The organism is Serratia sp. CY29653 (genome assembly GCF_052169255.1).
GTDB lineage: Bacteria > Pseudomonadota > Gammaproteobacteria > Enterobacterales > Enterobacteriaceae > Serratia > Serratia sarumanii.
Window position 1 is genome coordinate 99,673 of sequence record NZ_JBJNLC010000005.1, and the last position, 15,077, is coordinate 114,749.

At 58.2% G+C, this 15,077-nt stretch carries 12 protein-coding genes; 3 read left to right on the plus strand and 9 right to left on the minus strand.

What is annotated here, in order from left to right; genetic code table 11:
• Window positions 1-12: 12 nt before the first annotated feature.
• The 7 genes from rffG to trxA form a co-directional block, all read right to left on the minus strand.
• Window positions 13-1,080, minus strand: a complete 1,068-nt coding sequence (gene rffG / locus ACJ8HN_RS20260; RefSeq protein WP_060423432.1) for a dTDP-glucose 4,6-dehydratase — start codon at window positions 1,078-1,080, stop codon at window positions 13-15.
• Window positions 1,077-2,339, minus strand: a complete 1,263-nt coding sequence (gene wecC, locus ACJ8HN_RS20265) for a UDP-N-acetyl-D-mannosamine dehydrogenase (protein ID WP_033654004.1) — start codon at window positions 2,337-2,339, stop codon at window positions 1,077-1,079. Before wecC ends, rffG begins: the two co-directional genes overlap by 4 nt.
• On the minus strand, window positions 2,336-3,466 hold the full coding sequence (wecB, locus tag ACJ8HN_RS20270; protein WP_060424185.1) for a non-hydrolyzing UDP-N-acetylglucosamine 2-epimerase: 1,131 nt from the start codon (window positions 3,464-3,466) through the stop codon (window positions 2,336-2,338). The genes wecC and wecB overlap by 4 nt, the downstream gene beginning before the upstream one ends.
• 84 nt (window positions 3,467-3,550) lie before the next feature.
• On the minus strand, window positions 3,551-4,603 hold the full coding sequence (gene wzzE, locus ACJ8HN_RS20275) for an ECA polysaccharide chain length modulation protein (RefSeq protein WP_033654002.1): 1,053 nt from the start codon (window positions 4,601-4,603) through the stop codon (window positions 3,551-3,553).
• A 20-nt stretch (window positions 4,604-4,623) separates the two neighbouring features.
• Window positions 4,624-5,721, minus strand: coding sequence for a UDP-N-acetylglucosamine--undecaprenyl-phosphate N-acetylglucosaminephosphotransferase (gene wecA, locus ACJ8HN_RS20280; RefSeq protein WP_154618228.1), 1,098 nt, complete (start codon window positions 5,719-5,721; stop codon window positions 4,624-4,626).
• A gap of 296 nt (window positions 5,722-6,017) precedes the next feature.
• Window positions 6,018-7,277, minus strand: coding sequence for a transcription termination factor Rho (gene rho, locus ACJ8HN_RS20285; protein ID WP_004934188.1), 1,260 nt, complete (start codon window positions 7,275-7,277; stop codon window positions 6,018-6,020).
• Between the two features lie 400 nt (window positions 7,278-7,677).
• The gene (gene trxA, locus ACJ8HN_RS20290) at window positions 7,678-8,004 is read right to left on the minus strand and encodes a thioredoxin TrxA (RefSeq protein ID WP_033636629.1); all 327 of its coding nucleotides are present in this window, start codon (window positions 8,002-8,004) and stop codon (window positions 7,678-7,680) included.
• A 131-nt stretch (window positions 8,005-8,135) separates the two neighbouring features.
• On the opposite strand from trxA, the gene rhlB reads away from it, so the two are divergent.
• Window positions 8,136-9,422 carry an ATP-dependent RNA helicase RhlB gene (gene rhlB, locus ACJ8HN_RS20295; protein WP_004934183.1) on the plus strand — a complete coding sequence of 429 codons (1,287 nt, stop codon included), beginning with the start codon at window positions 8,136-8,138 and terminating at the stop codon, window positions 9,420-9,422.
• Between the two features lie 5 nt (window positions 9,423-9,427).
• Window positions 9,428-10,924, plus strand: a complete 1,497-nt coding sequence (gene ppx, locus ACJ8HN_RS20300) for an exopolyphosphatase (RefSeq protein WP_442523860.1) — start codon at window positions 9,428-9,430, stop codon at window positions 10,922-10,924.
• 177 nt (window positions 10,925-11,101) lie between these two features.
• On the opposite strand, the gene rep is transcribed toward ppx, so the two are convergent.
• Window positions 11,102-13,126, minus strand: a complete 2,025-nt coding sequence (gene rep, locus ACJ8HN_RS20305; RefSeq protein WP_033654001.1) for a DNA helicase Rep — start codon at window positions 13,124-13,126, stop codon at window positions 11,102-11,104.
• A 109-nt stretch (window positions 13,127-13,235) separates the two neighbouring features.
• Between rep and ppiC the strand changes: the two genes are divergently transcribed.
• Window positions 13,236-13,517 (plus strand): peptidylprolyl isomerase PpiC, encoded by a 282-nt coding sequence (gene ppiC, locus ACJ8HN_RS20310; protein WP_004934175.1) that lies wholly within the window; start codon window positions 13,236-13,238, stop codon window positions 13,515-13,517.
• A 25-nt stretch (window positions 13,518-13,542) separates the two neighbouring features.
• Here ppiC and ACJ8HN_RS20315 read toward each other — a convergent pair whose 3' ends face one another.
• Entirely contained in the window at window positions 13,543-15,045 is a 1,503-nt protein-coding gene (locus ACJ8HN_RS20315; RefSeq protein ID WP_033636624.1) for a M16 family metallopeptidase, read from the minus strand.
• Between the last annotated feature and the right edge of the window lie 32 nt (window positions 15,046-15,077).

The following is a 15,077-nucleotide window of genomic DNA, read 5'->3' on the forward strand; positions in this document are numbered from 1 at the left end:
ACTGTGCTACATTCACTCGGACAGCCCCAAACGCTCGCCGGCATAAGAACCGTCTTGCACCCGGCGCCACCAGGTTTCGTTGTTCAGGTACCAAACCACGGTTTTGCGAAGGCCGCTTTCGAAGGTTTCCTGCGGCCGCCAGCCCAACTCACGATCGATTTTGCCGGCGTCGATGGCGTAACGCATATCGTGACCCGGGCGATCCTTCACGTAAGTGATCAGATCGTGGTAGTTTGCCACGCCCTGTGGCTTGTTCGGCGCCAGTTCTTCCAGCAGATCGCAAATGGTCTGCACCACTTCGATATTCTTGCGCTCGTTATGGCCGCCGATATTGTAAGTTTCGCCTACCACACCTTCGGTCACGACCTCATAGAGCGCGCGCGCGTGATCTTCGACATACAGCCAGTCACGCACCTGCGCGCCGTTGCCGTATACCGGCAGCGGTTTGCCGGCTACCGCATTCAGGATCACCAACGGGATCAGCTTCTCCGGGAAGTGATAAGGGCCGTAGTTGTTCGAGCAGTTGGTCACGAGGATCGGCAAACCGTAGGTGCGCAACCAGGCGCGCACCAGATGATCGCTCGACGCCTTGGAGGCGGAATACGGACTGCTCGGCGCATACGGCGTGGTTTCGGTGAATAGATCGTCGGTGCCATGCAGGTCGCCGTACACTTCGTCGGTGGAGATATGATGGAAACGGAAAGCCTGCTTCTTCTCTGCAGCCAACGGCTGCCAGTAATGGCGCGCCGCTTCCAGCATGGTGTAAGTGCCCACCACGTTGGTCTCGATAAAGGCCGCCGGGCCGTCGATAGAGCGATCGACGTGGCTTTCCGCCGCCAGGTGCATCACCACGTCCGGCTGATACTGGGCAAATACCCGATCCAGCTCGGCACGATCGCAGATGTCAACCTGCTCGAAAGCATAGCGCTCGCTCTCGGCCACCACCGCCAGCGACTCGAGGTTACCGGCATAGGTCAGCTTATCCACCACCACCACGCTATCGCCGGTGGCCTCGATGATGTGCCGCACAACCGCGGAGCCAATGAAACCGGCACCACCGGTAACTAAAATACGTTTCAACGCCAGACTCCCTTAGTATCCACCACCCAGCTTTGCTTGATCTCTTCCGGCCGGATAGCCTTGAACTGCTGGTGATCGACCAACATCACGATCACATCGGCCTGCTGCAACGCCTCGGCAATCGTTTTCAACGCCACATGCCCCACCAGACATGCCGGCAGGTGTTCGACGTTAGGTTCCACGACCAGTGTTTCCCCCGAATGCCAATCCGCAATCAAATGGGCAACTTCCACCGCCGGGCTTTCACGCAAATCGTCGATATTCGGTTTAAAGGCCAGGCCGAAGCAGGCAATTCTCAACTCGGACGCACGCTTGTTAGTCGCGGCCAGACAGTCAGCTACCGCCGTTTTCACGCGGTCGACCACCCACAGCGGTTTGCCGTCGTTCACCAGGCGTGCGGTGTGGATCAGACGCGCCTGCTGCGGATTCTGTGCCACGATAAACCACGGATCGACGGCAATGCAGTGACCGCCGACGCCCGGACCCGGCTGCAGAATATTCACCCGCGGATGACGGTTCGCCAGGCGGATCAGTTCCCAGACGTTGATTCCCTGCTCGGCGCAAATCAGTGACAGTTCATTGGCAAAGGCGATGTTCACGTCGCGGAAGCTGTTTTCCGTCAGCTTGCACATCTCGGCAGTACGCGCATTAGTCAGCACGCATTCGCCCTCGAGGAAAATCTTGTACAGCGCGCTGGCTCGTTCCGAGCACTTCGGCGTCATGCCGCCGATCACGCGGTCATTTTTAATCAGCTCCACCATCACCTGCCCCGGCAGCACGCGCTCCGGACAGTAGGCGATATTCACGTCCGCCGCTTCGCCCGCTTGCTGCGGGAAGCTGAGATCGCTGCGCGTTTCAGCCAACCATTCCGCCATCTGTTCGGTGGCGCCCACCGGCGAGGTGGACTCCAGGATCACCAGATCGCCTTTTTTCAGCACCGGCGCCAGCGATTTCGCCGCCGCTTCGACATAGGCCAGATCCGGCTCGTGATCGCCCTTGAACGGCGTAGGCACCGCGATCAGAAACGCATCGGCCGCTAGCGGTTTGGTCACCGCCCGCAGGAAACCGCCGTCGACGGCGCCCTTGACCACTTTATCCAGATCCGGCTCGACGATGTGGATCGCACCACGGTTAATGGTATCTACCGCATGTTGGTTAACATCAACACCTACAACTTTTTTCTTGCGAGAGGCGAACGCCGCCGCCGTCGGCAAGCCGATATACCCCAGACCAATGACAGAAATAGTGTCAAAGCTCATAGTGTCACCTGATGATTCTTTAAAGCTTCAAGGATACGCTGGCAGGCATGTCCGTCACCATATGGGTTATGCGCCCGACTCATGGTTTGATATTCGCTTTCGTCCATCAACAACTGAGTTACCGCATCAACAATTTTGGCCACATCGGTACCCACCAGGCGCACCGTGCCTGCATCCACCGCCTCCGGACGCTCGGTGGTGTCGCGCATCACCAGCACCGGTTTACCTAACGACGGTGCCTCTTCCTGAATGCCGCCGGAATCGGTCAGGATCAGATGCGCTTGAGTCATGAGATAAATAAACGGCAAATAATCCTGCGGTTCGATCAGCATGATGTTATCGATGCCTTTCAAAATGCGATTCACCGGCTCGCTGACGTTCGGATTGAGATGCACCGGATACACCACCTGTACTTCCGGGTGATTGCGGGCAATCTCCGCCAGCGCGCTGCAAATTCGCTCAAAGCCGCCGCCGAAGCTTTCCCGGCGGTGACCGGTGACCAGGATCAGCTTCTTGTTGGCATCGAGGAACGGATAACGCTGCGCCAGGCCAGCCCGCAGCGCGGCATCGCTAATTACCCGATCGCGCACCCAAAACAGCGCGTCGATTACCGTATTGCCGGTCACGAAAATCTGATTATCCGGCAGTGTTTCTCTCAGCAGGTTTTGACGTGAATTCTCGGTCGGCGCGAAGTGGAATTTCGCCAAATGCCCCGTCAGAGTTCGGTTGGCCTCTTCCGGCCAAGGGGAATACAAATCGCCAGTACGCAATCCGGCCTCAACATGCCCGACGGGGATGCGTTGATAGAATGCAGCCAGACTGGTCGCCAGCGTAGTGGTGGTATCGCCGTGCACCAGCACCACGTCCGGTTTGAAGTCTTCCAGCACTCCTTTCAGCCCTTCCAGGATACGACAGGTGATTTCCGTTAGCCCCTGGCCGGGTTTCATGATGTTCAGGTCGTAATCCGGCGTAATCTCAAACAACCGCAATACCTGATCCAACATCTCACGATGCTGCGCCGTTACACAGACCCTTGCGTCAAAGGCCTCATCCTGAGCCAAAGCATGTACCAGCGGCGCCATTTTAATGGCTTCAGGTCTGGTGCCGAAAACAGTCAACACTTTCACAGAGAATCTCTTTTTGGTCAGTTAAGCGCAGGCGGACCTGCGAACCGAGCGCACTAAGCGCCCATCGGTAAGTTAAATCTAAGGTTAATTCGATGGCCGACGCGCCAAGGCAACGCCCGCGCCAACCAAAGCGCCCATCGCGCCCCACAGAATCAGCCAGAATACCCGGCGCGGGCTGTCGCGTTTTACCGGCTCTTCCGGCGTGCGCAAATAACGATAGGTCTGGAACTTCTCATCCAACGTCGGGCCAACGTTCAGCGTCGCCAGCATCGCGCGGTTCTGATCGTAATCCAGGTCATAGGTCGGGCCGGAGGCCTGCAGGCCTTCCAGACGCGCCTGCAGCATTGGCCGGCCCAGCAGGAACAGATCCGAATCCGGCAGTTGCTCGGCCGGGGTATCGGTCTGCGCGCGGCTGATCCCCTGGCTTTCGGCGATTTTCAGCGCCTGCTGCGTGGTGTTCAGCTCGCGCTTGTAAACCGACTCCGCCACCGCTTCCTGACGCTTGACCTGCGCCTTCATTGAGGTAGTGCGAGCGGCCCACGCCCCCTGGATCTCTTCGTTCAGGTGCAGGGCAGCGCGGTGGCTGGCGAAGGCCACGTATTGACGCAGCAGGCGGTTGGCGTCCGCGGCAGTTTCCGCCGTCAGCTTCACGCCGTCGTTCGGCACTTTCTTGTCGTCGCGCGGCGTGAACAGGATGTTGTTGATCAGCTCGTCGAGCAGCGCCGCATCCGCGCGGGCATCCCCTTCCTGACGTTGCTTGTAGTAATCGCTCTGCAGCCAGAAATCGCGACGCGTATCGTAAGCCGCCAGCTGCATGATGAACTCATTGTAGGCTTCGTCCGCGATGCTCGGCTGATCGCCGGCCGTCGCCGGCAGCGTGCGCACATCCAGATTGCGCAGGAACTGCTGCTGGGAGTAGTAACCGCCCAGCGCATTCACCGTGGGTTTGTCGGTGATTGCGGTCGCGCTCCATTCTTGCTTAACCAGATAAGAGACGATCAGCGCGACCGCCGCGAACAGCACCGCAATGCCGATAATCCACGGTTTGCCGCGCCACAGGGTGCAGCACAGGCCGCGGATATCGAGTTCGTTATCCACCGCCGGGGTATGCTTGTCAGACGTTGTTTCTGGATTCATCACAGCCAAAAAGCCTCTGGTTAAGATACTTGCTTGTTATCGCTCGAACGCCGCAGGCGACGCTTGATACGCTTAATGTACCGCGCAACCCGCCAGGCGCGCTTGATGCAGTAACCGTACAGGAAGAAAGCAAGCAAGAATAATGCCAACATAACCCACTCAGGGATAAAAGTCAGGCGTTCGCCGATCACGCCAACCGCCGCCAGCAATGCGGCCGCCAGGGTAATCAACACGAAAGCCTGCCGCGGCGTAAAGCCGGCGCGCATGATCAGGTGGTGAATATGTTGACGATCGGGAGAGAAGGGGCTCATCCCCTTGCGTAAACGACGATACATGATTGCTATCATGTCCATCAGCGGAATAGCGATGATCCACAGTGCGGTCACCGGATTAATCGAGTGTGCCTTGCCCTGCGAGCTTTGCAGCAGCAGCCAAATGGCGGTAAAGCCGATCAGGGTACTGCCGGCGTCCCCCATGAACACCTTGTAACGGCGGCCGAGAATGCCGAGGTTGAGCAAAATATAGGGAACGATGGTAGCGATCATCGCAAAGCACCAGAACGCCATCTCATGGTGGCCGCTCAGGTACAGCAACAGACCCAGCGCACCGAAGGAGACGCACGACAGCCCACCCAGCAGGCCATCAATGCCGTCGACCATGTTGAAGGCGTTGATCGCCGCCCATACCGCGAACAGCGTCACCAGATAGCCGAACGGCCCCAGCAACATCTCCCAATCACCCAGTACATGGCCGAAGCTGCGCAGATACAGACCGGCGAACGCCATCATGGCGATGCCGACCAACGCCTGCACCAGGGCGCGGATTTTAACGCTGATGTCGAAACGATCGTCGAGCGCGCCCACAAACACCAGAATGCCGGCGCAGGTCAGATAAAGCTTGGCGTGCGCGATAGGTTGTTCGGAAATCCAAAACGCGAAGCACAATCCGGCATAAACGGAAATACCGCCGACCAGTGGAATCAGCCCCTGATGGCGTTTGCGATAATTGGGTTTATCTACCAGACCAATACGTTTTGCCGCCTTGCGGGCAACAAAGAGAAAAGCCAAAGAAAACAGGAAAACAAATAGAATTTCAGTACTCATAGTGAGTAAGTTCACAGTTAACAGATCTCTGTAGAAGATAAGGCAGCTTACCACGGGCAATAGCTTGTGCCATCGACCCCCGCCACCTTTCGGTCATTTCCTATGACAACGGTGATTCATGCCTATTTTCTTCGCATCGGCTGACAAAACGACAGCAGCAAAGCCGATCGGCACCGAGCCGACCGACAAACAAGATGAATTCTCAATAAGTCGAGGAAACAACTTACTTTTCCATTACTGCTACTTATCGTATCCGCCAAAAGCGAAAAACGCCACGACTAGGCGTGGCGTTCAGCGAATTTTTTAACGAATTATGAGCGTTTCATCATATCGAAGAATTCATCGTTGGTTTTAGTCATCGCCAACTTATTAATGAGGAACTCCATCGCGTCAATCTCACCCATCGGGTGAATGATTTTGCGCAGGATCCACATTTTTTGCAGCTCTTCGGAAGTGGTGAGCAGCTCTTCTTTACGGGTACCGGAGCGGTTGTAATCGATCGCAGGGAATACGCGCTTCTCGGCGATTTTACGCGCCAGGTGCAATTCCATGTTGCCGGTACCTTTGAATTCTTCGTAGATCACTTCGTCCATCTTCGAACCGGTATCAACCAGCGCGGTCGCGATGATGGTCAGGCTGCCGCCCTCTTCCACGTTACGTGCCGCACCGAAGAAACGCTTCGGACGATGCAGGGCGTTGGCGTCCACACCACCGGTCAGCACCTTGCCGGAAGCCGGTACCACGGTATTGTAGGCACGCGCCAGACGGGTGATGGAGTCGAGCAGAATGATCACGTCTTTCTTGTGCTCAACCAGGCGCTTGGCCTTCTCGATCACCATTTCGGCCACTTGCACGTGGCGCGAAGCCGGCTCGTCGAAGGTCGATGCGATCACTTCGCCTTTCACCAGACGCTGCATCTCGGTCACTTCTTCCGGACGTTCGTCGATCAGCAGCACCATCAGCACGCAGTCTGGGTGGTTGTAGGCGATGCTCTGCGCAATGTTCTGCAGCAGCATGGTTTTACCGGCTTTCGGCGGCGCCACGATCAGGCCGCGCTGGCCACGGCCAATCGGTGCCGCCAGATCCAGTACGCGCGCCGTCAGGTCTTCGGTCGAGCCATTGCCGCGTTCCATCCGCAGACGGGAATTGGCGTGCAGCGGCGTCAAGTTCTCGAACAGGATCTTGCTGCGGGCGTTTTCCGGCTTGTCGTAGTTGACTTCGTTGACTTTCAACAGGGCAAAATAGCGCTCGCCTTCTTTTGGCGGACGAATCTTACCGGAAATGGTGTCACCTGTGCGGAGGTTGAAGCGGCGGATTTGGCTAGGGGATACGTAGATGTCGTCGGGACCGGCGAGGTAGGAACTGTCTCCAGAGCGGAGAAAACCGAATCCATCCTGCAATATCTCGAGCACGCCGTCGCCGAAGATATCTTCTCCGCTTTTCGCATGTTGCTTCAGAATGGAGAAGATAATGTCCTGCTTGCGCATGCGGGCAAGGTTTTCCAGCCCCATATTTTCGCCGAGAGTAATCAGCTCAGAAACCGGCGTATTCTTTAATTCGGTAAGATTCATAGTGGTGGGTTCTTAAACTCGGGGTATGTCTCGAACTTGTATCGTGAATGGTATGGCAGCGAGATGCGTGCCTGTTTACTGGACGTTCGATCACCGGGCGCAGAGCCGTCGCGGTAAGAAATGGCTTACATCGGGCGCACGCATTGACGGTTGAAGATCGAAGGTACCTTAAAAATGATTTTTGCAAAACCGTTTGATTGCCAAAACACGGGCTGAGTTCAGTTTACTTTCAACGCCAGTGATTCGACACAGAGTATAGCTTTAGATTCAAACTCTTTAGATTTAAAACTTCGGGCAAGTTCTATATGCAGTGTGGTTAAACTTAACACGCTTCTTGGCAGGCGTCTAGCGGTGAATTGAACATCACCGCCAGGCGCCTGATACTGGGCTTCCCGCCCGATTACAGATTCGCGTTCAGGAAATCTTTGAGCTGACCTTTGGACAACGCGCCAACCTTGGTCGCGGCCACTTCACCGTTCTTGAACAGCAACAGCGTAGGGATGCCACGGATACCGTACTTGGGCGCGGTAGCCGGGTTCTGATCGATATTCAGCTTGGTGATGGTCAGTTTGCCTTCGAACTCTTCGGCAATCTCATCCAGAATCGGAGCAATCATCTTGCACGGCCCACACCATTCAGCCCAGAAATCGACCAGGATCGGCCCTTCCGCTTTCAGCACGTCAGCGTCGAAGCTGCTGTCAGTCAGGTGAATAATTTTATCGCTCATGTTCTACTCCACAGGATTATGTCTACCTTGTTGGTGTAGCATTAACCAACTCAAGGTGATTTTATTGCACCGCGTTTATTTCAACGGATGTGCTTTCGTAAAGCAATAGTTAGCTGATATTCTATCACACTATGAGCAAAACACACTTGACTGAACAGAAGTTTTCCGACTTCGCCCTGCACCCGTTAGTCCTTGAAGCCCTTGAGAAAAAAGGGTTTCACAATTGCACGCCCATCCAGGCGTTAGCATTGCCGCTCACGCTCTCTGGGCGTGACGTTGCAGGTCAGGCGCAAACCGGTACCGGAAAGACGCTGGCGTTTTTGGCGTCTACTTTTCACTATTTGCTGACTCACCCGGCGAAACAGGATCGCCAGACCAATCAGCCGCGCGCCTTGATCATGGCGCCTACGCGTGAACTGGCGGTGCAAATCCACTCCGACGCAGAAGCGCTCTCCCAGAGCACCGGCCTGAAACTGGGCCTGGCCTACGGCGGCGACGGCTACGACAAACAGCTGAAAGTGCTGGAAAGCGGCGTGGACATTCTGATTGGCACCACCGGCCGTTTAATCGATTACACCAAGCAAAACTATGTCGATCTCGGCGCGATGCAGGTTGTCGTGCTGGATGAAGCCGATCGCATGTACGATCTCGGCTTTATCAAAGACATCCGTTGGCTGTTCCGCCGCATGCCTGCGGCCGATCAACGCCTGAACATGCTGTTCTCCGCCACCCTGTCCTATCGCGTACGCGAGCTGGCCTTCGAGCAGATGAACAACGCCGAATATGTTGAAGTGGAACCGGAACAGAAAACCGGCCACCGCATTAAAGAAGAGCTGTTCTACCCGTCCAACGAAGAAAAAATGCGTCTGCTGCAGACGCTGATCGAAGAAGAGTGGCCGGATCGCGCCATCATCTTCGCCAACACCAAGCACCGCTGCGAAGACATCTGGGGCCATCTGGCCGCCGATGGTCACCGCGTGGGCCTGCTGACCGGTGACGTGGCGCAGAAAAAACGCCTGCGCATCCTTGACGACTTCACTAAAGGCAACCTCGACATCCTGGTCGCCACCGACGTCGCCGCGCGCGGTCTGCACATTCCTGCCGTCACCCACGTCTTCAACTACGATCTGCCTGACGATTGCGAAGACTACGTGCACCGCATCGGCCGTACCGGCCGCGCAGGCGCCAGCGGCCACTCCATCAGCCTGGCGTGTGAAGAGTACGCGCTCAACCTGCCGGCGATCGAGACCTATATCGACCACAGCATTCCGGTAAGCAAGTACAATAGCGATGCGCTGCTGACCGATCTGCCGGCGCCGAAACGCCTGTCGCGCCCGCGCGGCGGCAACGGCCCACGTCGCAACTCCGCGCCTCGTCGCGGCGGCGCGCCGCGCAACAACCGTAAACGCTCGAGCTGATCGCCATGCTCAGCTCCAGCACGCTTTATGCTGCCATCGATCTCGGCTCCAACAGCTTCCACATGTTGGTGGTGCGCGAGGTGGCCGGCAGCATTCAGACCCTGGCGCGGATCAAGCGCAAGGTGCGCCTGGCGGCCGGGCTGGATCAGAACAATCACCTGTCGCATGAGGCCATGCAACGCGGCTGGCAGTGCCTGCGGCTGTTCTCCGAACGCCTGCAGGACATTCCGCGCGAGCAGATCCGCGTCGTCGCCACCGCCACGCTGCGCCTGGCGTCCAACGCCGATGAGTTCCTGCAGGCCGCCGAGCAAATCCTCGGCTGCCCGGTACAGGTGATCAGCGGCGAAGAAGAAGCACGGCTGATTTATCACGGTGTCGCGCACACCACCGGCGGGCCGGATCGGCGGCTGGTCGTCGACATCGGCGGCGGCAGCACCGAACTGGTCACCGGCACCGGCGCACAGGCATCACAGCTGTATAGCCTGTCGATGGGCTGCGTCACCTGGCTGGAGCGCTACTTCAGCGATCGCAACCTCGGGCAAGAAAACTTCGAGCGCGCCGAACAGGCCGCGCGCGAAATGGTGCGGCCGATCGCACCGCAGCTGCGCCAGCAAGGTTGGCAGATCTGCGTCGGCGCTTCCGGCACCGTACAGGCGCTGCAGGAGATCATGGTGGCGCAAGGCATGGATGAGCGCATCACCCTGCCCAAGCTGCGCCAGCTGAAACAGCGCGCCATTCAGTGCGGCAAGCTGGAAGAGCTGGAGATCGAAGGGTTGACGCTGGAGCGCGCGCTGGTGTTCCCGAGCGGCCTGTCCATTCTGTTGGCCATCTTCCAGGAACTGGGCATCGAAAGCATGATGCTTGCCGGCGGGGCGCTGCGTGAAGGCCTGGTTTACGGCATGCTGCATCTGCCGGTGGAGCAGGATATTCGCATCCGCACCATCCGCAACCTGCAGCGCCGCTACCTGATCGACACCGAGCAGGCCGAACGCGTCAGCCAACTCGCCTCCAACTTCTCGCAGCAGGTCGCCAACGAGTGGCAGCTGGATGCGCGATGTCGCGAGCTGTTGCACAGCGCCAGTCTGATCCACGAACTCGGCCTCAGCGTCGATTTCAAGCAGGCGCCGCAACACGCCGCCTACCTGATCCGCCACCTGGACTTACCCGGCTTTACCCCGGCGCAGAAAAAACTGCTGGCCACCCTGCTGCAAAACCAGAGCAACCCCCTCGACCTGTCGCTGTTGAACCAGCAAAACGCCCTGCCGCCGCGCACTGCGCAGCGTCTGTGCCGCATTTTGCGCCTGGCGATCATCTTCGCCAGCCGCCGCCGCGATGACACGCTGCCGGCGGTGCGGTTGCGCGCCAATCAGGACGATGAACTGACGGTGATCTTGCCGCCGGGTTGGCTGGAACAGCATCCGCTGCGCGCCGAGGCGCTGGAGCAGGAAAGCCACTGGCAGAGCTACGTCCACTGGACGCTGCGGTTGGAAGAACAGCGTTGAAATGACCAGGGCGCGATTCACGCCTGAGGTTAATGGCAAACCTGATGACATTGCCAGGTTTACAGAAGACAGCATATAAAAAATAAGGAAAATCAATTCATTGATTTTCGACTGATAACCACAAAGGAGGAAAAACCACGCTTTTTCCTCCTTTGTCAGTCATCTAGCCCTGTCTTTTTAATTCCCGCCTTTGGCCTTGGCCAGCTGGGCGCGGATATTGGCCAGATGGCTCTGCCCTTTCTGCATCCGCTCCTGCGGGCTCACCACTTTGCGCTCGGTTTCCCATGCCAAATCGTCCTGCGGCAGCTCCAGCAGGAAGCGGCTCGGCTCCGGCCGCACCAGCTCGCCGTACTGACGGCGCTCGCGGCACAGGGTGAAGATCAGCTCTTTTTGCGCGCGGGTGATCCCCACATAGGCCAGACGCCGCTCTTCATCGACATTGTCTTCATCGATGCTGCTCTGGTGCGGCAGCAGGCCCTCTTCCATGCCCACCAGGAACACGTAGGGGAACTCCAGCCCCTTGGAGGCGTGCAGCGTCATCAGCTGTACCTGATCCAGCTCTTCTTCGCTTTCACCGCGTTCCATCATGTCGCGCAGGGTGAAGCGCGTCACCACCTGGGTCAGCGTCATCGGCTCGTCCAGATCGCTGCCTTCCAGCATCTCCGTCATCCAGCCGAACAGCGTATTGACGTTCTTCATTCGCATTTCGGCGGCCTTCGGGCTGGTCGAGGTTTCAAACAGCCAGCTCTCATAATCCACGCCGCGGATCAGATCGCGCACCGCCGCCACCGGCTCACGCTCCGCCTGCTGGGCGATGCCGCCCAGCCAGTGGGTGAAACGCTGCAACGATTCCAGCCCGCGTCCGGTCAAGTGCTGGCTCAGCCCCAGATCGAAACTGGCGTGGAATAAACTCTTGTTGCGCTGGTTGGCCCACTCGCCGAGCTTCTGCAGCGTCGCCGGGCCGATCTCGCGCTTGGGGGTATTGACGATGCGCAGGAAGGCGCTGTCGTCCTCCGGGTTGGTCAGCACGCGCAGGTAGGCCAGCAGATCCTTGATCTCGGGGCGCGAGAAGAATGAGGTGCCGCCGGAAATCTTGTACGGAATGCGGTTCTGCATCAGCATCTTTTCAAACACCCGCGACTGGTGGTTGCCGCGGTACAGGATCGCATAGTCGCCGTAGTTGGTCTTTTTCACGAAGTGGTGGGCGATCAACTCCCCCACCACCCGCTCGGCTTCGTGATCCTCGTTGTTGGCGGTCACCACCTTCAGCTCTTCGCCATACCCCAGCTCGGAAAACAGCCGCTTTTCAAACACGTGCGGGTTATTGGCGATCAGAATGTTGGCCGCCTTCAGAATACGCTCGCTGGAACGATAGTTTTGCTCCAGCTTGATCACCTGCAGCGCCGGGAAATCTTCCTTCAGCAGCACCAGGTTCTGCGGCCGCGCGCCGCGCCAGGAGTAGATCGACTGGTCGTCGTCACCCACCACGGTAAAGCGCGCGCGGTTGCCCACCAGCAGCTTAACCAGCTCGTACTGGCTGGTGTTGGTATCCTGATACTCATCCACCAGCAGATAGCGGATGCGCTGCTGCCAGCGTTCGCGCACCTCTTCGTTGCGTTGCAGCAGCAGCGTCGGCAACAAGATCAGGTCGTCGAAGTCCAGCACGTTGCACGCCCGCATATGGGCGTGGTACAGGCCGTAGCAGTGGGCGAACAGCTTGTCGCGCTCCGAGCGCGCCAGCGCCGCCGCCCGCTGGGGATCGATCAGGTCGTTTTTCCAGTTAGAAATGGTCGAAATCAGCTGCGCCACCAGCGTTTTGTCACTTTCCAGCCACTTTTCGGTCAGCTCTTTCAACAGCGCCAGCTGATCCTGATCGTCGAACAGCGAAAAGTTGGACTTCATCCCCAACGCCACGTATTCCCGCTTGATGATCTCCAGCCCCAGGGTATGGAAAGTGGAAATCATCAGCCCGCGCGCCTCTTTGCGCCCCAGAGTTTGCGACACGCGCTCTTTCATCTCGCGCGCAGCCTTGTTGGTAAAGGTCACGGCGGCGATGTGCCGCGCCTGATAACCGCAATGGTGGATCAGGTGGGCTATCTTGTTGGTGATAACGCGCGTCTTGCCGGAACCGGCACCGGCCAACACCAGGCAGGGCCCGGTAACGAATTCGACGGCTTGTTGTTGGCTGGGGTTTAATCGCATGGTGCTGGCTTGCTCGGCTGTAAAACATGGAAGGGAATTGTAGCAGAAAGCGCCGATGAGATTTAGCGGGTATAATCAGCGCAATTTTCGCATCGACAAAGGCAATACCATGGCAAAAACGGCGTGCGCCCTGCACATTCTGGTAGACAATGAAAAGCTGGCCAACGAGCTGCTGGCCAAGCTGAAGCGCGGCGTCAGCTTCGACACGCTGGCGCGCAAATACTCGAGCTGCCCGTCAAAACGCAACGGCGGCTCGCTGGGCGAATTCAACAAGGGCGCGATGGTGCCGGCGTTCGATAAAGCGGTGTTCAGCATCCCGCTGCTCAAACCTTATGGCCCGGTCAAAACCCAGTTCGGTTACCACATCATCAAGGTGCTGTACCGCAACTGAGGGGGCCTGAGCCCCCTGTTGGGCATTACTGCGCGCCGGCGTCCGTCGCCGGTGCAGCCACCGCGGCGTCGGCCGGTTTGGCTTCCTCCGTCACCACCGCCGGCGCAGGCATCATGATGCCGTCATAGGTTTCCTGCAGCTGCTTCATGCTCATTTCCGGCTCGCCCTTCGGCTGCATCAGCACCAGCGTCGCCTCCTGAGAAAGCTGCAGCTTCAGCGCCTGATTCAGCGTCTCCAGCGTCAGGCTGGACAGGAACTCCTGGCGCAGCTTCTGATACAGTTCCGGCGCGATATCCACCACCCCGCTCTGCTGCGAACGCAGGCGCTGGCTCATCAGCACATCGGTATCGGTGCGGGCGTAGGTCGCGAACAGCTTGCTCAGCTGATCGTTTTTCTGCGCCAGCAGCGCATCGAATTCTTCTTTCGACAGGCCGTTGTCACGCACGTTGGCCAGCTCGCGGGCGATAAAGCCCAGGCTGCCGTTCAGGTTGTTGTTCGGCGTATCCAGATGGATGGCGCACTGCCCGCGTTGGTACTGCACGCGGCAGTCAAAGCCCAGATGCAGGCTCTTCTGGTCGCTTTTTTCCAGCGTCTGCTGAAGATGCCAGAACAGCGCCTCGCGGGCGAGATCGCCACGCCAGTAACGGAGCAGGCTCTGCGAATCGCGAATCGGATGCCACGGCGAATCCCACATGATCGACAGCGTATCCTGTTTCACCTGCTCGCTGATCAGGCTCACCGGCTGTTGCGGCAGCGGCGTCAGCGTCGGCATCGGGGCCGGGGTTTCACGTTTGCCCTGCAGCGGCGAGAACGCCTTGTTGATCTGCTCGCCCAGGCTGCGGCTGTCGACCTTGCCGACAACGAACAGCGTCATGGCATCCGGGGTATACCACTGTTGATAGAATTTCTTCAGCTGTTCGAGGTTGACCGGCCGTTTCGCCGGCTGCGCCGGATCGTGCGCCAGCAGCGTCGAGCCTTTCAGGCGGTAACGCCACCAGACGTCTTGGGTATTGGGCGGGAACGTGCCGACCGGATTGATGGTGGAGTTCATCACCGCGTGCACCGTATGCTCGTCGATCGCCAGTTTGCCGGTGGTGTCCGCCAGCCAGGCCAGCGCTTCTTTCAGCAGGTCAGGCCGGTTATTCGGTAGGCTGAGATTATACATGGTGAAATCATACGAGATGATAGCCGGCGGCAGCGGCCGCTCGTTATCCACGCTCTGCTGCCACAGGGCGCGCAGCTGCGGCGCGGTAAAGCTTTCACTGCGCGTCAACGCCAGCCGCGGCAACAGCTGGGCGAAGCCGGTCTGTTGTGAAGACTCCACCAGAGAGCCGGTATTGACGATCAGCCGCAGTTCCACGCGGTCGCTTGGCCGCTGCGGCGTATCGAGAATTTGCCATGAAAACCCGTTGGCCAGCGCCCCCTGCTGCCAGGCAGGATCGGGTTGTAGTGCTTCAGCCTGCACGCTGCTACTGGCTGCAGCCAATAGCAGCCCACCAACTATAAGATGAATTCTGGTGCCCTGCATGTGAACCCCTACTTAATGACTATCCAATTTCT

Bases quoted from the DNA above. Each gene is read 5' to 3' on its own strand.
- wecC (WP_033654004.1), bottom strand. From the start codon at position 2,339: ATGAGCTTTGACACTATTTCTGTCATTGGTCTGGGGTATATCGGCTTG.
- wzzE (WP_033654002.1), bottom strand. From the start codon at position 4,603: ATGAATCCAGAAACAACGTCTGACAAGCATACCCCGGCGGTGGATAAC.
- rho (WP_004934188.1), bottom strand. From the start codon at position 7,277: ATGAATCTTACCGAATTAAAGAATACGCCGGTTTCTGAGCTGATTACT.
- trxA (WP_033636629.1), bottom strand. From the start codon at position 8,004: ATGAGCGATAAAATTATTCACCTGACTGACAGCAGCTTCGACGCTGAC.
- rhlB (WP_004934183.1), top strand. From the start codon at position 8,136: ATGAGCAAAACACACTTGACTGAACAGAAGTTTTCCGACTTCGCCCTG.
- ppx (WP_442523860.1), top strand. From the start codon at position 9,428: ATGCTCAGCTCCAGCACGCTTTATGCTGCCATCGATCTCGGCTCCAAC.
- rep (WP_033654001.1), bottom strand. From the start codon at position 13,126: ATGCGATTAAACCCCAGCCAACAACAAGCCGTCGAATTCGTTACCGGG.
- ppiC (WP_004934175.1), top strand. From the start codon at position 13,236: ATGGCAAAAACGGCGTGCGCCCTGCACATTCTGGTAGACAATGAAAAG.
- ACJ8HN_RS20315 (WP_033636624.1), bottom strand. From the start codon at position 15,045: ATGCAGGGCACCAGAATTCATCTTATAGTTGGTGGGCTGCTATTGGCT.